At 51.9% G+C, this 19,321-nt stretch carries 17 protein-coding genes; 11 read left to right on the forward strand and 6 right to left on the reverse strand.

Going from position 1 to position 19,321, the window contains the following annotated elements; all coding sequences use genetic code 11:
• The first annotated feature begins 3 nt into the window (after window positions 1-3).
• On the forward strand, window positions 4-1,293 hold the full coding sequence (locus PJL69_RS03355; RefSeq protein WP_271308387.1) for an amidohydrolase family protein: 1,290 nt from the start codon (window positions 4-6) through the stop codon (window positions 1,291-1,293).
• Between the two features lie 347 nt (window positions 1,294-1,640).
• On the forward strand, window positions 1,641-2,741 hold the full coding sequence (locus PJL69_RS03360) for a tyrosine-type recombinase/integrase (RefSeq protein WP_271308388.1): 1,101 nt from the start codon (window positions 1,641-1,643) through the stop codon (window positions 2,739-2,741).
• Window positions 2,742-3,313: 572 nt separating this feature from the next.
• On the opposite strand, the gene PJL69_RS03365 is transcribed toward PJL69_RS03360, so the two are convergent.
• Window positions 3,314-4,582: a replication initiator protein A gene (locus PJL69_RS03365; RefSeq protein ID WP_271308389.1), complete on the reverse strand. Its 1,269-nt coding sequence runs from the start codon at window positions 4,580-4,582 to the stop codon at window positions 3,314-3,316.
• A gap of 269 nt (window positions 4,583-4,851) precedes the next feature.
• Between PJL69_RS03365 and PJL69_RS03370 the strand changes: the two genes are divergently transcribed.
• On the forward strand, window positions 4,852-5,367 hold the full coding sequence (locus PJL69_RS03370; RefSeq protein ID WP_271308390.1) for an antirestriction protein ArdA: 516 nt from the start codon (window positions 4,852-4,854) through the stop codon (window positions 5,365-5,367).
• On the opposite strand, the gene PJL69_RS03375 is transcribed toward PJL69_RS03370, so the two are convergent.
• A complete protein-coding gene (locus PJL69_RS03375) occupies window positions 5,364-6,008 on the reverse strand; it encodes a recombinase family protein (protein ID WP_271308391.1) in 645 nt (214 codons plus the stop codon). The genes PJL69_RS03370 and PJL69_RS03375 overlap by 4 nt on opposite strands.
• A gap of 318 nt (window positions 6,009-6,326) precedes the next feature.
• Here PJL69_RS03375 and PJL69_RS03380 point away from each other — a divergent pair, with 318 nt between their 5' ends.
• From PJL69_RS03380 to PJL69_RS03405, 6 genes are all read left to right on the forward strand, one after another.
• Window positions 6,327-6,728 (forward strand): hypothetical protein, encoded by a 402-nt coding sequence (locus PJL69_RS03380; RefSeq protein ID WP_271308392.1) that lies wholly within the window; start codon window positions 6,327-6,329, stop codon window positions 6,726-6,728.
• Window positions 6,729-6,777: 49 nt separating this feature from the next.
• Window positions 6,778-8,103 (forward strand): hypothetical protein, encoded by a 1,326-nt coding sequence (locus PJL69_RS03385; RefSeq protein WP_271308393.1) that lies wholly within the window; start codon window positions 6,778-6,780, stop codon window positions 8,101-8,103.
• Window positions 8,104-8,213: 110 nt separating this feature from the next.
• A complete protein-coding gene (locus tag PJL69_RS03390) occupies window positions 8,214-9,773 on the forward strand; it encodes a hypothetical protein (protein ID WP_271308394.1) in 1,560 nt (519 codons plus the stop codon).
• 160 nt (window positions 9,774-9,933) lie between these two features.
• A complete protein-coding gene (locus PJL69_RS03395) occupies window positions 9,934-10,359 on the forward strand; it encodes a hypothetical protein (protein WP_271308395.1) in 426 nt (141 codons plus the stop codon).
• A 37-nt stretch (window positions 10,360-10,396) separates the two neighbouring features.
• Window positions 10,397-10,723 (forward strand): hypothetical protein, encoded by a 327-nt coding sequence (locus tag PJL69_RS03400; RefSeq protein ID WP_271308396.1) that lies wholly within the window; start codon window positions 10,397-10,399, stop codon window positions 10,721-10,723.
• A 205-nt stretch (window positions 10,724-10,928) separates the two neighbouring features.
• The gene (locus PJL69_RS03405) at window positions 10,929-11,696 is read left to right on the forward strand and encodes a helix-turn-helix transcriptional regulator (RefSeq protein ID WP_271308397.1); all 768 of its coding nucleotides are present in this window, start codon (window positions 10,929-10,931) and stop codon (window positions 11,694-11,696) included.
• Here PJL69_RS03405 and PJL69_RS03410 read toward each other — a convergent pair.
• From PJL69_RS03410 to PJL69_RS03420, 3 genes are all read right to left on the reverse strand, one after another.
• Window positions 11,693-12,577, reverse strand: a complete 885-nt coding sequence (locus PJL69_RS03410) for a hypothetical protein (RefSeq protein WP_271308398.1) — start codon at window positions 12,575-12,577, stop codon at window positions 11,693-11,695. The genes PJL69_RS03405 and PJL69_RS03410 overlap by 4 nt on opposite strands.
• Entirely contained in the window at window positions 12,564-14,225 is a 1,662-nt protein-coding gene (locus PJL69_RS03415; protein ID WP_271308399.1) for a type IV secretory system conjugative DNA transfer family protein, read from the reverse strand. Before PJL69_RS03415 ends, PJL69_RS03410 begins: the two co-directional genes overlap by 14 nt.
• A 197-nt stretch (window positions 14,226-14,422) precedes the next feature.
• On the reverse strand, window positions 14,423-14,752 hold the full coding sequence (locus PJL69_RS03420; protein ID WP_271308400.1) for a hypothetical protein: 330 nt from the start codon (window positions 14,750-14,752) through the stop codon (window positions 14,423-14,425).
• A gap of 657 nt (window positions 14,753-15,409) precedes the next feature.
• Here PJL69_RS03420 and PJL69_RS03425 point away from each other — a divergent pair.
• On the forward strand, window positions 15,410-15,916 hold the full coding sequence (locus PJL69_RS03425) for a plasmid mobilization protein (RefSeq protein ID WP_441347449.1): 507 nt from the start codon (window positions 15,410-15,412) through the stop codon (window positions 15,914-15,916).
• Window positions 15,913-17,607 (forward strand): relaxase/mobilization nuclease domain-containing protein, encoded by a 1,695-nt coding sequence (locus PJL69_RS03430; RefSeq protein ID WP_271308402.1) that lies wholly within the window; start codon window positions 15,913-15,915, stop codon window positions 17,605-17,607. The genes PJL69_RS03425 and PJL69_RS03430 overlap by 4 nt, the downstream gene beginning before the upstream one ends.
• Window positions 17,608-17,698: 91 nt before the next feature.
• Here PJL69_RS03430 and PJL69_RS03435 read toward each other — a convergent pair whose 3' ends face one another.
• Entirely contained in the window at window positions 17,699-19,321 is a 1,623-nt protein-coding gene (locus PJL69_RS03435) for a response regulator receiver domain (protein ID WP_271308403.1), read from the reverse strand.

The following is a 19,321-nucleotide window of genomic DNA, read 5'->3' on the forward strand; positions in this document are numbered from 1 at the left end:
GATATGTTTGATTTGATTGTCAAAAACGCCACCTTGCCTGATGGGCGTAAGGGGCGGGATATTGCGGTAAAAGATGGCGTGATCGCGGCTGTAGAGGCAGGGATCACGGCAGAAGCCAAAGAGGTGATTGACGCCCAAGGCCAACTTGTGTCGCCGCCGTTTGTGGATCCGCATTTCCATATGGACGCCACGCTGTCCCTTGGCACGCCACGTATGAATGTGTCTGGCACGCTGCTGGAGGGCATCGCGCTGTGGGGAGAGCTGAAGCCGATTCAGAGCGTGGATGATATTGTCGCCCGCGCACTGCGCTATTGCGATTTGGCGGTCTCCATGGGGCTGGGCGCGATCCGCACGCATGTCGACACTTGCGATGATGAGCTCAAAGGCGTGCAGGCGCTTCTGGAGGTGCGTGAGCAGGTCAAAGACTATATTGATCTGCAGCTTGTGGCCTTCCCGCAGGATGGCGTGCTGCGGGACCCAACAGCAATGGCCAACACGGTGCGCGCACTTGATATGGGCGTGGATGTGGTGGGCGGCATTCCGCATTTTGAACGCACCATGGCAGATGGTGCAGAGTCCGTTCGCCAGCTGTGTGAGATTGCGGCCGATCGTGGTCTCATGGTGGATATGCATTGTGATGAAAGTGACGATCCGCACAGCCGCCATATTGAGACGCTGGCCTATGAAACCCAGCGGCTTGGACTGCAGGGCAGGGTGGCAGGATCGCATCTGACCTCGATGCATTCCATGGACAACTACTATGTCTCAAAGCTCATTCCCCTGATGGTAGAGGCGGGGGTGCATGCTATTCCCAATCCGCTGATCAACATCATGCTGCAGGGGCGTCACGACAGCTATCCCAAGCGGCGTGGCCAGACCCGTGTGCGCGAGCTGCGCGATGCCGGTATCACGGTTGGCTTTGGCTCTGATTGTGTGATGGATCCTTGGTATTCACTGGGCAAGGCTGACATGCTGGATGTGGCTTTCATGGGGCTGCACGTGGGGCAGCTATCGAGCCGTGAGGACATGGCGTGGTGTTTTGAGGCGGTCACAACCAATTCCGCGAAAATTATGGGGTTAGAGGGCTATGGCATCGCACCGGGGTGTCAGGCAAACCTGGTGCTGTTGCAGGCGCAGGATCCAATCGAAGCGATCCGTCTGCGCGCCAATCGCCTGTCCGTGATCAGAGGCGGACGCGTGATCGCAAGCAACCAACCACAGATCACACAACTCGCATTGCCCGGGCGCCCGTCAGAGGTGGATCCGGCGAGCTATGCGCCCTCTGCAGACTAAATCCAGCCTGCCAGACGCTTGAGGTTATCCCTTCGGCGTCTGGTCGCGGAAGGGTCATGCCTTCAAAACAAAAAAGCCCTCAGGTCGTTGAGACCTAAGGGCTTTTTATGGCTCCGGCGGTAGGGATCGAACCTACGACCAATTGATTAACAGTCGGAGGGATGCCTATAAGTCTCAATAGTGGACAAAAAATATAAACAATGAAAACAGCAGCTTGATGATTTTATCCTATTGTCGCTTATTGACGTTTGGGGGCAATTTTCGTTAGAAAATGCCCCTAAAGTGCCCCCAAAATCTGTCCCCTGCGTTTGGGCTGACTGGGCGCGCTGCGATGTATGGAGGCAGATATGGCGACAATCGAGAAGCGTGAACGCAAGAAGGGTGTGGTCTATCAGGTTGACGTTCGGGTCGCAGGCTATCCCCGTCAGAAGAAGACATTCAAGCGCCTGACCGACGCCAAGGCATGGGCGGCAAAGACCGAGAGCGATATCAAGTCTGGTCAGTTCCAGCCAATCAGCACTCAGTCCAAACGCAAGACCTTTGCGGACGTGATCGATCGCTATGAGCGTGAAGTTCTGCCGCACCTCGCTGAAAGCACGCAGCGCAGTTCAGGAACAGCGCTGCGGTATTGGCGTACCAAGCTTGGCGAATACAGCTTGCAGTTCATCACGACCGAACAGGTCTCCAAGCTTATGGGGGAGCTGGCCGCGACACCGGATGAACGCGGCAATGGCGAAAAGACAAAGCCCAAGAGCAAGCGCACGCTGAAATACTATCGCGACGCGCTGGATATGCTTTTCAAGAGAGCTTGCTCCTGGAAGTGGCTTGGCGTCAATCCGATGGACGGCGTTGAGCGCGTGACCAAGCTTCGGAATGAGCGGACAAGGTATTTGTCAGACGATGAACGAGGGCGTCTCCTAGACGCTTGCCGTGAAAGTCCGAACAAGCAGCTTTATCCGATCGTTGTGTTTGCCCTGTCCACCGGTTGCCGCCGGGGGGAAATCATGGAGCTGACATTGCCAGATATCGATCTGGCTCGGCACATGGCCCTCCTTCGAGACACCAAGAATGGCGATACGCGATCTGTTCCGATTGTCGGGCACCTTGCCGAACTCATGGACGCGCAGATAAATCTTGTGAACGACCTATACGACGCGCAATTTTCACATGCGCCCAAGCGCTACCTATTCCCTAGGCGTGACCTGGCCGCGCCGATGGATGTTCGCAAAGCCTGGGAGAATGCAGTGTCGAATGCGAAGATCACCGATTTCCGGTTTCACGATCTGCGACACAGCACCGCCAGCTATCTGGCTATGCAGGGCAAGTCCCTGATCGAGATTGCCGACATGCTAGGGCACAAGACCCTCCAGATGGTGAAGCGCTATTCACACCTGTCAGCCGATCACAAAAAGGGCCTGGCAGAAGAGCTCGACGGCAAGATGTTTTGACCTTGAATGAGAAGGCCGCGCAACTGGCCTCTCAGATCATTTCAAGTATTGCTTAGCCCCATCCCTCTAGAGGAAGCTAAAAACGCATCTGGTGAGCCTTACAGATGCCTTACTTTCCTTTTCAAAGTCTATCGTGCCGCCCATTTGCCTGTGGGCAGGCATGATCTATGGCTTGCGGCCTTTTCTAAATCCCCCGAAAGGCCGTTCTGGAGTGCAAGGTGTTTCGTCATCTGCCCGGCGATCATGGGGGGCAAAAAATCAAAATAGTTCGAAAAAATTGATCGAGCACCGCCAGGTGCGTTTTACTTGTTTTGAAGGTTTTACTAGTTTTAAGGCGAAATAGCTATTCTAAACCAACAGCTTACGACAGGTTTTTGGAATGATAGACGGTTTTGACGGAATGATAGACGGTCCTGATGGATTGATAGACGGCCTCGACGGAACGATAGACGATTTTTGACAAAACCACGCGACCTTACCCTGTGGATCGTGTGCATAAGTTGGAAAACGACATATAGATCAAAGGTTTGATTTTTGATCGGTCTTCTTTAGGGAGAAATGTCTGATTTTTGTCATGAAAAAGGGATTGATGTACGGGATTTGACAAAATCTGTCTGTACGACTGAGCCCGTCTTGTTGCCTTTGGCTTCCGGCAATTCGTCCACAGCTGCTTCACAGCGACGACTTATCCGGAGGACCGGGCTTTCGCGTCCGCTCAACAGCTCCAGATCGTAGTCGGGAAACTGCTCGCTTGCTGTTCGATCGACTATTCCTACAACAGCACTGCGAAATTTGTGGAAAGGAAGCGATGTACCGCTGCGGTGGTATAAATCCTTAAGTGAATAATGAGCCTGGTCTTGCCCCGCTGCTTTGCGCGCCAACCTGTAGATAAACCGGGCGGTTGGCTTCTTGATTAGGAAGTAGTCCGGATTGAGCGTGAGTATGCTCGCTCGGCCATCGTCACTGACGATACCATGGTAAACCCAATCCGGGATCACGATCTCGATGTGATCGATTCTGTCACTGGTTGTTCTGCTGAGAACTTTGTAACGATCAATCAACGAGAAGGTTTCAGTTTCACGGCGAGCCCCGGGTTTGAAGTTCGTGATTTTGATCCTGGTGTCCTGAAGTCTATCGAGCGCGGCTTCCAGCTCCGTGTATTGTCGACCTCCATTGCCTCTGCGGCAAAACTTGAGCACTTGCGACGCGGTCGGGCAGTATACCTTCGGTGGCAAAGACGGGCTTCTCCCCTTCTTTCGAGCAATGCGATATGATCGCATCTCTTCAGCTAGGTAGGACACCATGTTGATGAAGATGTCATAGTCGTAGGCATTCGCCATACCACACTCTGAGCCGCCAGTTACGGTTATGGAGCAATCTTTCAGGTCATAACGAATTCTGCCCTTTCGCTTTGTCTTGCTGAGCGAAAACGGCGCTACGTCCATGACGTTTATATCATCTTTGATGGGCGCGTCATGAATATTGGGAACAAAGAACATCAGTTGGTCATCATCGATAGGTGGCGCTCTAAGTTCAGATGTAGGCGGAATTTCACTTTCTATGCGCTTTTCAAGGTCTCCTCGTCCGACGGCGTCCGCCACTCTGAAAAGGGCGTTGGCCATTTCCCTGTCCGCCATCTTTTCTAGCTTCAAGTCCGCCAGTGAACGGCGGCTGTAGAAGCGTCGTAATCTGCTGAGTGCTTCGCGCGATAACTCGATCGGAGATCGCCCGTTGGCTTGCATGTAGCATGCAGTGAGTTTTTGGAGATAGTCATTCTTCTGATGCAAAGTCAGCGCCGAAAAGGCGCTGCGATCTAGAAGCTCGAATTTTTGGCTTTTCATTACATGAATAATACCACGTAATTATCTGCCTATAAAAGAAAAAATGGATTTTTTTCTCTTTCCTCTGTTTGCTAAGGGACTTCGCCCCTGGCGCAGTCAAGGCTTTCCGTTGGCGCAACTGCCGGTGTCCCCGTCCTTCCTTCTCTTCGATCCGTGCAGGTCGGGTGATCCCCCTCCGCCATTCGCGGCCTGTGCCTTTGCCTCCCCACAACTCGCCGTCGAGGCGTCGGTTGCAACATGCGCAACCGAAAATATGAGGAGAAAAGGAAATGGAAAACCCGTCAATCTACGTTGCTGACTTGGCAGCTTACAACAATGGTATTCTTCACGGAGTTTGGATTGATGCCACGCTTGATATCGATGATATCTGGCAGGCACTGAAGGAGATGTTGAAAGCGTCTCCGCTGGGGTCGGAAGCTGAAGAATGGGCCATACACGACTACGTGGGATTTGGCTCCGTACGGATCAGTGAATATCAAGGGATCGAGAGCGCGCACGAAATGGCCGTTTTTGTGGAAGAGTACGGCGAGCTGGGCGCGGTGGTTTTGGAAAACTTCCACGGCGATGTAGTGCAGGCCACCAAGGCGCTGGGGGAAGATTATGCAGGGCAATATGAAAGCCTCGCGGACTTCGCCCAAGAACTGACGGAAGAAACGAGCGAAGTGCCCGAGAACTTGGCATTCTATATTGATTACGAGGCGATGGGCCGCGATTTTGAGCTTGGTGGCGACGTGTTCACAATCGAGTCCAGCTACCAGGAAGTACATATTTTCTGGAACAACTAGGTAATTGGGGGGCATCCCCCCTTTGACCTTCGAAGGGCCCTTTTCAGGGTCCTGCGGTGAACCCCAAGTTCATCAGCAATATCGGTAAGGGATTGATCATTCTTTTCAATCCGTTGTTCAGCGTCTGCAATCTGATGGTCTGTGAGAATTCGGGGACGCCCGATAGGTTTTCCGGCGTTTTTGGCCACGGCCATGCCTGCCCGTGTGCGTTCACTGATCAGGTTTCGCTCAAACTCGGCAAGCGCGCCCATCATGTGGAACACCAGCCTCCCGCCGGAAGAGTTGGTATCGATGGCCTCAGCCAGAGAGTGGAATTCCGCGCCGCGTTCGGCTAGTGCGCCCAGAATATCAATCAGATCAACCAGCGACCGGCCCAGCCGGTCAAGCCGCCATACGACAAGCGTATCACCAGCTTTGGTCAGCTGTATTGCGCGCTCCAGGCCAGGACGCTTTCTGTTCGCCCCTGACAGGCCATCGTCTTCGACGATCTTTTCGCACCCAGCCTGTTTCAACGCTGCGCGCTGCAAATCCAGATTTTGCTCAGAAGTCGAAACACGGGCGTACCCGATGCGCATGTCATTGCTTTCATTGTAACTTTTCTTTTCGAAACCAGCGGAATCGCTCGGAATTATTGTTGACATAAGGGTTCCCTTACGTCCGTGCGGCTTTGTGTTTCCGAGTAGGTTTCAAGTTCCTTTTTGATCTGAGACTTAGCTACATCGTGCGGCAGCGACTTCAGTGTAGACAAAAGGGAACCTTATCTTCCTCCTATCATACCAGAAATTTCTCGCTTCTGAAAACGCCTGCTCTTCCCAGGTTAATGTAGGGAAATTCCTAGATATTTTCACGCGCGGCATTCGACCAAAATCAACCCCAAATGCCCGCAAGTCGCCGGTACTAGGCGCGACCATCACTCAACTCAAATTTTTGGGCGGGTAATAATTAGGAGAAATAATACCATGGGCGCACTTGGTGTCGTACTGTTCATCGCTTTCATTCTGGGCACGATTTTCTTGCTGACGAGTCAGGCAAAAAAGGCTCGAGAAACCTATGGTTTTGGCCTCGTTGTGAATTGGACCTTTGTGTTGGTCGCGATCAGTCTGGGAACGATGCTATTTGCAGCTCTATTCGGTGATGAAACAGCTCAATCATACGACCCGGCCAACGCTCTCACCTTGTGGATCACAACAGTCGCTCTGGCGGGAGGTGCAGGGTACATTAACGTACGGCGTTCCACAGTGAAGTTTGGAATTTGGATAACCTTTTTGCAGTATATTGCTGCCATCGGCATCATCGTGCCACTTTTCCTGATCTTCAGCCACTTCCGCACCAAGGGTGTCATGTCCGAAATGACGCGTTGAACTGGGTTGCGTTGCTCTTGTCTGTCGTAAGGTCTTTGAAGGAAATCACATGAATAGTCCGTCCAAAACGATTGCGCATGTTCTGACGATTTGTGTATTTTTTTCTGCCTCCGCCCCCGCTGAAGCTGGCGACGCGGAAGCAAACACGCTTTTCGTTGAAGCGGTGCAGGCAATAAGTGTGGCAGAGAGTCTTGAAGACCCGGTTGAGAAACTTCAGGCGATTGACGATGCTCTTGGCCAACTCGACAAGATTGTTTCCGAGCATCCCTCTTCGAACCTCGCGGTTTCGATCATCACTGGGCAATCGATCGGAAATGTCGATCCTGGGCAGCTCAGGAAACAACGAGACATCCTAAAGGCTGAAGTCGATGACGTTCTGGCTCAGCGTGCCGTGGCAGCCGAAGCCAAGGAAGGGCATGCGCGGTGGGTTCAAGAGGTCATGGATTGCTTGGATAGCTTCCAATGTGTCGAGGACATGGTTTTCGCCGAACAACAAGAGAAGTTCGGCACGGTGCGTGCCCTGTCACAAATTGGTGGGGCCGAAGCAATGAGGCACGGTTTCTCGGACCGGTTTGACGACTTTTTGAACCAAACGCTTCAACAATTTCCCACTGAAGACGATCTTGGGCGTGCTTTGCCCGATTTTTGGTACATGATTTCTCCCGGCATTCTACAGGAAGAGCCGGAAGCGGTGTTAGAGTACTTCAGTATGTTCGAAGCAGAATATCTGTCGGGTAAACAAGCGGAATTTTGGCGAAATGGAATTCTGACCCCTGCACGATTTGCGCTTTTGTCGAATGATGAAGACAAGCTTGAAGGTTACCTCAATGCGGTGGAGGACGCTGGTTTTATCGGAGACATAGATAATGCACGCGATCAGGTCTTTTCACAGGTATTTGGCGCATCATGGACAGACATAAAGGCAGCCCGCGACGAGCAAATCACACAAACTAGCCACTCACGTGGGCTAGGTGCGCGTCTTGACTATCTTGCTCTCACGGCTAACCCTGAATTCGAAGAGAAGTATGGTCAGCTGTTGGATGCAGCGAAAAGGGAAGTTCCAGAATTTGACCCTGAAACTCACGTCTCGGAAAGCCATGTCAAATATCTTGTATCGTCTGGGAGCGCTAATCGCGCCGCCGAATTGATCTTGTCTAGTATCGATAACTCATCCGAAACCTTTGGGTCAGACGGAGATCACTGGCGTTGGATTTACGTGGTTTCCCTCGCGGGTTTGACTAACACCGGTGAAGAAACGCAGGAAGCGCTGCGCAAATTGATTCATCTCGCGTTGGAAAACCGTGAAGATGAGGACCTTGCCAAGAGCCATGATGCTTTGGAAGTGCTTTCTCTTGCTTCACACTTGTTGAACTAGCGGCTGTGTTCATTGAGTGGGTGCGGGTTTGCTCCCGGTTGCCTTTTTCTGACAGTTTACTCTCCCCATCTCAACCAAATCAACTGACTTGAAATTTCAAAGGAGAAGCCATGAAAATCAATCATTTGCGCAGAGTTGCAATGTGTAGCCTTTTTGTGGCTGGTTCCGTTCTCTATTTTAATGGTGCAGCGGAAGCGCAAACGGATTTGGCTTTACCTGATATAGAGATCATCGAAGCGTCGCTGATTTCTGAGCTTCCGGGATACTGGGAGCTAGTGGAACTTGATGCAACGACACCCGTTAATTCAGGTGACGAGATAAATCCGCTAGTGCGTTGGCGATTTGAAGCTCACATCTCTCCGACAGAGGATTTGTTCAAGGAAATCAGTCATGAGGCCAACACGACAATTGTGTCTCCAACAGCAGCCGATGACAGTTCAACAACGGTCTATGGCATTGCGTCTGCGACCTACAAAGCCGGAAATTGGAATATCGAACTAGAGCTCGAGAACAGACCCTATGACAACCGCGGACAACCTGAAGGGTTTTTTAAGGGTCGGGTCGTTCATCAGGGCAGCGAGGATGAAGTGGCGCTCATTCAAGAGCGTATGGCACAGTTGCTTTCCGAAGGGAAAGAAGCATTAGCGCTAGAACTGGAGCAAGAAAAAGCACGGCTTGAAACAAGTGTAGAAACCTTGATCGCTGAGCTGAACGTGAAACGTCAGAAAGCCCGTGAATTAGCAGGGAGAGACCTACAAACACTGAAAGATGAACACGCGAATGCAGTCGAGGTACTGAAGTCGGAACTTGCGACCCGACTTGAGACACTTCGACTTGAAGGGGAAGCCGAGGCCGAGCGCCTCAAAACTACACTTGAGCAGGAATTGGCGCTTGCTGAACTTGGTTCGAAAGTACAGTCAGCTATCGAACTGCGCAAAACGTCAGATTCTGAACTGGTTACTGCACTGACAAATGCTGCGGATAACCGGGCGAAAGAGATCGATACATTGCTTGAGCGGGTAATGAGCGCAGACGCCGTGCAACTTCAGGCGTTGTTTGACGCTGTCGCCAAGGACGGGCCAGATTGGTTGATCGAAGGTGTCATAGATCGTGCGTTGTCGTCGGAAGTTGTTTCATCGAAGCAGCTGTTTGCGATAGCTGGAAAGATTGAGAATGCGGACACACGAGTTGCACTTCAATCGGCAGTTTTGATGAATTCAAACGGGGAAGCTGGAATTGAGACGCAACAATTTTGGGCGAGTGAAGTCTTGGATTTCAGCGATCAATACAAACGCAGCTCAGATGCAGTCCTGGGAGCTAAAGATGTTGTAGATTGCGAGGGGCCCGGGAGCTGGTCTGCTCCGAACATTGGAAGGGCAGAATACATAACTGTTGCCTTCGGCCAACCATTGTTCCTTACAGACATAGACGTTTTTCAGGGCAGTGGGGTGGGTTTTGTCACAAATCTTACAATCAGAAACCTAGACGGCAGTGAAAATACTATTTCGGTCGATGATACAACGGAAGAATGCCCGGGGGTTCTTTCAGTACCAATCGATGGGCACTATCAACCAGTCGTAAGTGTAACCGTTCACACGAATACAGCCCATTCGACGCGCTATGAAGGTATTGATGCAATCAAAGCATACGGTTTTCCGGTTGATGGCTAATCTGATTTGTAAGCCGAGGCATTCATTTGCACCCCAGGCATGTGTGTGGATGGCGATGTCAGTAAGGCAAATCAGTTTGCGTGACCGCAGAACTATTAGAGTATCAGACAAGCCCGTCAAAAGGCATTATTTTTCACGCATAAGCACAGGTGTCCGGTTTATGTTGATTTTGGGTTTCCTTGGAGCATGCAAACCAGATGAGATTTCAATCTCACATACCGGGTCGGTGCCTGTTATCAAGACGGTCATGGCCGTCAAGCTTGAAGCATGTGATCTTCATTTTGAGGTGGAGAATTCCAATGGTGACAACATAGACCATCTTGGTTTTAAGGTCACCGTCATGGACCCGGTAGCCGCAGAGGAGCCTGCGGTAAACCTGATTTCTGGTGAGTGGAGTGGCGGCACGAACAGTGCGTACTCGAGCACCGAGAGCGTTCGCTACAGTGACCTAGTAAGTGGGACCAACAATTTGAGGGCTCGTTTTTCCAAGGGTGCATGTAACAGTTCTTATCATGTGATTTTTTCGGACGTTAGCTGCCGGATGGGCGAGATTAACTGTGCCGAAGCAGTCGTCATAAACGAGTAGCTGACCAGTCGATCACTTTTATAAAGGAACAGAATTAATGATGACTTGGAGAAGCCTGGCCATCATCCCGCTCGCCGTAGCGTTATCTGGCTGCTGGGGAGATCGGGATAAGTCTGCCTTCATTGACCATTGTGTCGGAATGGGTGCAGGCACAAAGGGTTTTTGCTCTTGCCAGTACGATTTTGCAAAAACTGAACTCGATGAAGAGGTTTTCGCGATAGTTATGGCGGGGGCAAAAGGAGATCAGGCCGAAGCGGCTAGATTGCGAAAAGAAGCCGGATATGACGGTATGCTAAACGTAGCTGGCCTAACAATGATATTGATGAACTTCGAGAGTAAGACGAAGCAGCAGTGTGGCGGCTAAATTCATGGGATTCATCTGAGCCACTGGAGACTTTTCTGGGCGATGCCAATGCCGCCACCAGTTCCAGAGTGGTTAAGGTCATCAGTAAATTTCTTGACTTAGGAAGCGGCCTAACGAACATGTTCTTCTTGAATGATGCACCATTGCCGAGTGATCATGCAGTCGCATAAATTAAAAGGGTTCAGGGTTACATCATAGTTTTCCAATGAAGAGAGTTACTTTTATTGATAGCGAGCGCACGAACCGCGTCTTGGATTTTTCGGAGAAGCTGACCAATGCAGCAACTGTGGACCTTGCTTGGTCGCTTTACTCTAACTCATTGGCTCAGCTTGGAGCGAAGAGTGCGGTTTACGGTTTTTTTCCAAAAACGGTCGGTCGGTCGATCGCATCCGAAGTCGTCGCCATGTCGTCCCATCCAGAAGAGTTCAATACGCTGTATTTGGATCAAGGGTACATCGATCATGACCCCTTTGCACAATATGCGTTGACTGAAGATCAGCGTCCAATCTCTTGGCAGGACCCGCGCGCGGGCAAATATCGAACTGAAAAATCAGAGTTTTTCCAAAATTCCCTCCGAGATTTTGGTATGGATTATGGTGTAACCATTCCGGTTCGGGATGCTTCGAACTGGAAGTTGGGCGGAACAGGTGTGTGTTTCGAGGCCAGCAACGACAAGGAAGGAGATGAAATTGTCGCACGAGCTACTCCGTTTGTAGAAAGTGCGGCGATGCTGTTTCATTCGCGCGTTCAGGAAGGCGATATGATGCGGCAGTTCTTCCCCCTTTCAGTTCGTGAAAAGGAGTGTTTGCTTTGGGTCGCGGCGGGTCTGACGAACAAGGAAATTGCCTTCAAGCTGTCTTTGTCCGACAAAACTGTTGAGTTGCATATCAAAAATGCTGCTAAGCGATTGAATGCCCGAAACAGAGCACATGCGGTTTCAAGGGCTCTGATATACGGCGTAATTTCTCCCTAGTTCCCCAATAATTTGCGAAAAAGCCCTGTTTTCGCTTGGGGTGCTGCTGCCCTAAGCGCAAGATCGGTATGCTCACGCGGATCAAAGGGGATGCGGTAGCTGAACGCGCCTGCCGGTGCGGTTCCATCCTGCATACGCTCGTAGAGCGGTGCAAACGGGATGTGGAACGTGCAAAGCTCTGTCCCATCCTTGATCCAGCCATCAGCGCGGACGGTGATAACATCGCCCGTATCGTGATCGGCTTTGATCACCTCCGCGTCATATCTACCCGGCGGCAGCATATCGTCCTGCCGCGTGTCCTTGTTCCAGGCAGGCAGTGGCGTGGAAATCTCAAAAGTCAGATAGGTGATTTCGCTGTGGACACGATCTACCACTGTTGCGCCTTCGATTTCGGGGTTCAGCCAAAGTTCCCCGGCCTCCAAGTTGCACTGGTAGAAAGCGCGGTCATTCTGGATGTGGGGCAGTTTTACCCACGGATTGAATACGGGCGAGGCCAGGAAGCGGCACAAGGATTGAAACATCAGCGTGTTGGAGAAGGCAAAGAGCTGTTTGTCTTCAAAGCTCAAAACGCCTTCATTGATATAAATCCCAGCCAGCAGTTTTGTTGGGTCTTCGAGGTCGATAAATTCAATGTCGTGGAAATCTTCGGCATGGTCGATCCGGACCCGGACCGAGGGTGTGATAGTGGTGGACGATCCGCGTTCAGGCTCCCGGATATGCAGTATTTTTTGCCTCGGATCGTAGCAGGCTTTTGCGTTCTCGGGGATGTCCATTTGATAAGGATCACCCATACCGGTCAGAAACCACGGCGCGGCGACTGTGCGTTTTTTGGCGCTTGTCGTCAGTTTCAGGTAGCTATCACGTTCTTCATACATCGTCATTGGAGTCCCTTATTCCGTACTTGAAGCCCTTGGGTACACCTTTCCAATGCTCCGTGTCGCGAAAGTGATTGGGAATGGCTAGGAGCGGAGCATCGTCGAAACGTCCGGCCATTTGGTTTAACGTCGGATCATCGTGAAAGGTGATCCGCATTGCCAGCATCGGGCGTTTGCCAGACAGAAAGATCACCTCCCAAGGCGAGCCAATGCCCAGATATTCTCTAATCTCGGCTGGCGATAGCAGGGCCGTACCCGCAAACTGGACCGCTTCATTGATGCCGCCATTTACATTTAAAGCCCCATCCGCATCCCGGCCAGAACCGCCAGTACTGATCCCAGGGACCGCGATTGCGCGGGTTCTTTGTCCCAGCTCTTTTCCGAGCCAATCCACGGTTTCTCCATCCGTGACGCCAAAAACGCAGAGCGTGCCGCACTGCGACAGGATTGTGTTCCAGTCGTCGGGATAGAGTGACTTGAGTTGCGACAGGCTTTGCACAAAAAGCCAGAAGCGGACGCCATAGCCCGCGACCTCGGCCAGGGCGCGCACAAGCTCTTTCATAGGGCCGAGGGCGGGGAACTCATCGATAACGCAAGCGACGGGGATGCCGCCCGTTTGTGCCCCTTTGATCATGGCCTGATAAAACTGGCCGACCATGAGACGCAGGAAGGCGCCATAGTCGCCCATCCTGTCGAAGGGCAAAACCACATAGATCGTGGCGACATCCGTTTTCAGATCGCCAAATGGTAAGTCGGTGCGGCTGACTGCATCAGAGATTTCCGGCGTGTCCCAAATGCTCATCGCGGCATTGATCGTGGCCAGAATGCTGGACTGCAATTTGTCAGAATAACCGATGAAACTCTGCAATCGTCGCTGTGCTCCGGGTTCCGGCGACTTTTCGGCAAGAGCACCCAGATAATTTGCCAAAGCGGAGGGTTCGTTGCCCGCTGACAGATTGGGGGCGGTCAGCACGTCACGCACATCATTGATCTGGTTCCGCCCAATTGAAGCACAGGCGAGGATCACGGCTGAAAGCAGGTTGATCGCTTCATCATGCCAAAACCTGCCTTCCCCCTTTGGAGCATCGCCCAGCAGCAGGGAGGCCAACCGTCTGGCTTCGCTTTCGCCTTCTACAAACTCCATGGGATTGAGGCCCGCATACGGGGAAACCGGGTCAAATCGTTTTGTGACCCGGAACGGGTCAATCCGAATGACGCGTCCATGCTTGCGCCGCGCCTCATGGGTAAGCGCGTAGTTCTCGCCCTTGGGGTCAATCACGACCATGGAGCCGTCGTAGAGCAAGAGGTTAGGCACGATATGGCTTGTGCCTTTGCCTGATCTGGTAGCAGCAAGGGTTAGCAAATGCCCCGGCGGGGTCGAGGCAACCGTGCTCACACACTCAGCAGTGTCCAGGTCGAACCCATTGCCGAGGATCATGCAGCCATTGCGCCCCTGGTAATCACGAGTGTTCTTGGCAATCGCTTCTGTTTCCAGAGCGTAGATTTCATCGCGCACCATGAACCGTGCATCGCCATGAATGGGGGGTGGGTTGGCGATCAGCGCATCCCGCTCCGCGCGGGCTGCGTGATACTGTTGTCCTATCGCTGTCCATGGCGGCGGCGTTCCCTCACGCTCTTCCCAGCTTTGGTCCATGCTTTTCCGAAACGACTTCGAGACATGGTAGATTAGTCGTGTTAGAAATGACCTCTTGTCTGACAATAAAGGGCTCCGCGATCTATCTATTTCATCCAGCCTATCCGCGAGTTGCCCTCCATGCCAGAGGAAGATGCTTCTCGTAGCAGTTGTGTGTCGGCCTTTTGGGAAATGGGCGGCATGCTATCTGTTGGATGTTACTGCGAGAGGCCATCTTTCAGGCTGAGTATTGGCTCGAATCTATCCGCCTTTTGCCTCGCGATGTGGTGTTTTGCGGCTTCGCGATGGGCCGCTGAAATCTGATGCTGTGGCCTCTGTGCCAGAACGGCCAAGGCGGCAAAGCTGATCCTCTCGGGCACATATCCATGTCCAGCAATCAGGGTGAAGACACTGGCCAAAAGCTCTGTTGTTTGATTTTCTGGCAGGTCGGATTTTCCGGACATTGCCCGAAATCGCCACGCACCCGGATCATCTTCGCGCCCCACGATGGGCGCAATCCAGGCGATTAACCTGTTGCTACGGTCCATGTTTGCCCGCCAGGGCATGTTAACAAAAACACGCTCGCCGAATGTAGCGGTATTGCTGTAACTCAAGCTTGCCCAGTTGCTCATGATAATGCCCTTCATACTCAATCGAATTGCGAGGCTGGGAAAGTGTCTGGGAGGATCACGTTCGTTTTTGTTCTTTCTGACCAGCCTCACATTTCCTTATGGCGGACATGAAAACCCTAAAACTGACAGTTGTGAAAGCGGCCCAGTCTTGCACGGATATGTGGTGGGGCGCGGAACTGCGAATTGGCGATCCGAACCACGCCTTTCTGTTTGGTTGGCATGTTAAGTCCCGCTCCGGTTTATGGCGCAAGATGCAAGTGACATCTGACCAATTCCATCTTGGTAGCTGTTGTGAGGCTTTGGCGCGTGTTGAGAGTAATTGACAAGGTGCCCGAGATGTTGAAGATTGTTGGTTAAGGCACTGTGTCAGAAACACAATCTAAACCGTTTTGCCCAGCACCATAAGTTGACATCATCGGGGATAGCGGTAGCGTTCTTTTGAGGAGCGAGGAAGTATCTCTGTACAGAAAAAACTATTCTGTACAGGAGATATGATCTCCCATTCGACCCGCTAACGCTTACGTCTCAAGGGAATCACCTCGTCTGTTCAAGCGCCACAGAAGGCTTGGATGAATGGCACGACCAAGGGGTTCCAAGAAACCCAAACACGAACGTCGCACAGAGCAGTTGACCTTTTGGGTCACTCCGACTGAGCGTGCACGCATATCCGCCAGTGCGGACCGTGCAGGCGTTACGATGTCAGCATTCATCCGCAGCCTTGCCCTGGGTAAGCCGCAAAGGGCTAAACCCAGCGTTCAGGCTAGGGAGCTGATCCGGCAGTTGTCCCGTGTCGGGAACAATCTAAATCAGCTCCTGGACCACGCGCAAAATGGCAAGATTGATGGTGCTCAGCATATCAAGCATGTTTTTGGCCGCGTGTCCGGCGCTCTCACATTTTGGACATCGGGTGAAGCCTCATCCAAAGCGATCGCGCAGGAGGCCATCACGCTACTGGCCCACGAAGGGACCAGGCTCAATGGCCTTGCCCGTCAGGCCAACAAAGGAGAACTTGTTAGCGAAGATCAACTTCTCAAAGTTCTCCATGACCTGACGGACAAGCTCCGTCCGTTCTGCCCATGATCGGCAACCCCTATAAAGGGCGGGGGTTCAAAGGTCTTCTCAAGTATCTGCATGAAGGCAGACGGGGAGAAGAAAGCCCCCATCGTGTGATCTGGTCAGAAGCCCGCAACCTACCAACCACTGACCCTATGGTTGTGGCTGGCGTCATGCGGGCGACAGCGGAGCTTTCTCGTGGCGTGAAGAAGCCAGTGTACCATCTGCCGATCAGTTGGCCACCGGAAGAACAGCCGCCGAAAGAGGTGCAAATGCAAGTGGCCGAGACTCTACTTGCTGATCTTGGCCTCTCAGAGCATGAGCAACTCATCGTCGCGCACGACGATGGCGACTGTCCTCACATCCATATTGTCGTCAACAGGGTGCATCCGGAGTCAGGACGGGCTTGGAACCCGTGGCGAGATGTTTACCGGATCATGGAAAGCCTTGAGCGTCAGGAAAAGGAACTGGGGTTCCGGATCGTGGACAGGCCCGATCTCGAAGAACTGCGCAAAGGCGAAAAAGACCCTGATCGAAAAAGGAAGGCATCTCGCGAGGAAAAACTCCGAGCGGACCGTGAAGGCGACAAGCCACTCGCGAAGTGGTCTGAGACAGAGATGCGCCGCATTCGCAGCGACATCACATCCCACTTCAAGGACGCTACCAGCTGGGTTGACCTGGAAGCCAGACTGAAGGCACACGGTCTGCATCTCAAGCGCGCAGGCCAAGGGTTCCGCATTACAGATGGCGAGCACTTCATGATCTTGTCCAAGGTCGGAAAGCACGCCCGGCAAGATCGGCTGGAAAACCGATTTCAGGAAACCTGGGAGGACTACGAAATCGATCAGGACCTCGCACGCGAGGTGACCGATCAGCTGGAGCCACCGGATGCGGAACGCCCTGAGTCCATCCTGGATGAACTCGACAACGATGCTGATCGTCAGCGGGCTCAGGGCAAAGCTGAATCGGAAGCCCGCGTGAAACACGCGCTTCTGGCAACCAATCGTTATGCCTATTTCAGGGACCGCGAAAAGCGCGCCATCGAAGCCGCACAGCGCCACGCTAAGGACCGGCGCACGATCCGGCGTGTCCAATGGGTCAAGGAACGCGTTGCCGAGGACATTGGCAAAGCTAACAGGAGTTTCGAAGAGGCCTGTTCAAAGCTCTACCGCAACCCGCGCGCCGCTTGGGCCGAGATCGACCGCCGCCTGAAAGCGGGCGAAAATTTTGACGAGATCGACCTAGATACTGTGGGCAAGAAAAAGGGTTGGAGCTTCTTCGGTTTTCGCACCAAGGGCCGAAAGGAAGCTAACGAAGCAGCGAAGCTAATACCGCGTGAACATCGTAGGCTAGAGCGCTTGCGAAACCAGTGGGAAATCAACCAACATGACGAACTGGAGCTGCATGCACGCCTAGGTGCATCCGAGGCGGAATACAATGATACTGTTGCCCAAACGGGCGACAGGGAGCAACGCCGCAAACGCGGTTTGGAGCTCTGGCACGCGCGCCAAACAGCAATGGAGCCGCTTACCGAGCAAGACATCTGGCAATCAGATCTGACAGAGATGGAAAAAGCTCATCTCGCGAAAGCCTGGGAAGAAGCGTTAGAGACAGATCGTCGCCGCGATGTGAAGGCGCAACGTAATGAGACGGTACGTGATTTTTATGCACTGATGCACGACCGCAGTCGCGGTGCGCAAGACGATCTGGAGCGATAAATCAGTTGCGGTTAGGCACCCGTAGGAGGCGGAGTTCTTAGCAATTTACGCATTTTCTTTTGACAGATGATCGCGGTAAAAAAGCGAAAATCTATGACGCTTTACGCCTTAACCATTCAAATTTATCGTTGCCAATGCGCCCGCCTTGTGTCGCAAGTGCCCCTTGAGCTTCAGCAGCGTAGTGTGGCTTCAGTTCTCCAATCCAAACGAACTCGTTATTGTCATAGCAAGTAAATACCTGTGTCGCGTCAGGACCTGAAGTTGAACTTCTTACATCCCGACTTTCTGCGTTTGGCTCAAAGGTTGCCATATTGACGTCTGATAGTTTGAATTTGCTGGTTAAATATCTATAACCCTTCTCCTCTTTTATGGGGAAAGAGAACTTTTGTTTAGCCGAAACCGATAGAAGCTTCAGCAACGGGAATGAAGTTGGACCTGATAGACGCACGGAGTCGCAGAGCGGTTGTAAACATAAGAAGAATTCGGGTTCTGCTTCCGTATCTGGAACCCGCTTCAAAATAGTTCCAGACTTCAACGCGTAGCTTCCGTTGGATTTTTTAGGATAGCTATTAATCTGGTCAAGGTATGCCAAAGCTGTGAGGTCATCTTCCTGAACTGTCGAAAGCGCAATGGGTGCCTTACCTTCTCTGAAACTCTTCTTCTTTTTTGCATTTAACTTCAAACCTTGCTCAATCACTGTGGCGAACTTGTCGTAATCCTCAGAAAAAAACACTGTTTCAAGTTGCTCTTGATCAAATTCCTTTGGGTCTTCGAGTTGGTCCCTAAGTACACCCATCGATTTAGGATTCTCTAACCCTAGACATCGCGTCAAATCTGTCTTGCCTGTCGCTGAAGCCACCAAATTGGATGAATGCAACGCAGCTGAAATGTCTGCCAATACTAATGACGTTGCGAACTCTGCAAAGCTGTCGCGAGATGTAGGAAACTCCAGTTCACTTATACGCTTATCAAGTAGGTGGGTGGCAAGTGCAGGGTCAAGGGACTTTCCGAAACGGAAAAGGTGTTCATATGCGCTTCTTTTGATTTCGGCGACTGCGGCCATGACCGTGCGAGGAAGCACGCCGTCCTGAAAGTCCGCAAAGTCGTTTAGAATATGTGTCGCCAACATGCCGCCTTGGATTTTTTTGGAAAAATGACCGACACGCCAGATGGTTGCGCCTGAATCTAGAAAAACGTGTACCGCGTCGCCTTTTCTTGCTGCTGTAATAGCGGAAACATCGTTGTTGAAACCTTCAACGACCGCATTCAGTACTTTTTCACTACTTTCACTAGTATAAATGGCAATATAACGAAGGCGGTTTCTTTCACTCAAATCCTGCTTCAGGCGTTCAGTAAGAATGCCGAGCGCAATTTTTTCGTTTCCAGGTTTTAGCTTCCAATCGATAACAATAAGGTCGGCTTTCTCCGTGGATTTGGGAACTTTTTCATGGTTTTCGCGCCATCGGTAGGTCGAACAGACCAATCCGAGCTCTGAGAAACCATCAACAACCGCCTCTGCGTTCACAGATGTATCCGTTTTGCCTGAAGATTGTTCTTCAGTTTCAGCGGAACCGCTGAAATCATCGGGTTCTATCAAATCAACTGTTTCCGAAGAACTTGGTTCAGTTGCTTCGGACCAGTCCAAATCGTCATCAATGAGTACCGCTGCACCAAGAAATTCCCTTGGAATGTCCACAAAATCAAATTTAGTCAA

Origin of the sequence: Shimia sp. MMG029, from assembly GCF_027947445.1 — a bacterium.
Lineage (GTDB): Bacteria > Pseudomonadota > Alphaproteobacteria > Rhodobacterales > Rhodobacteraceae > Shimia.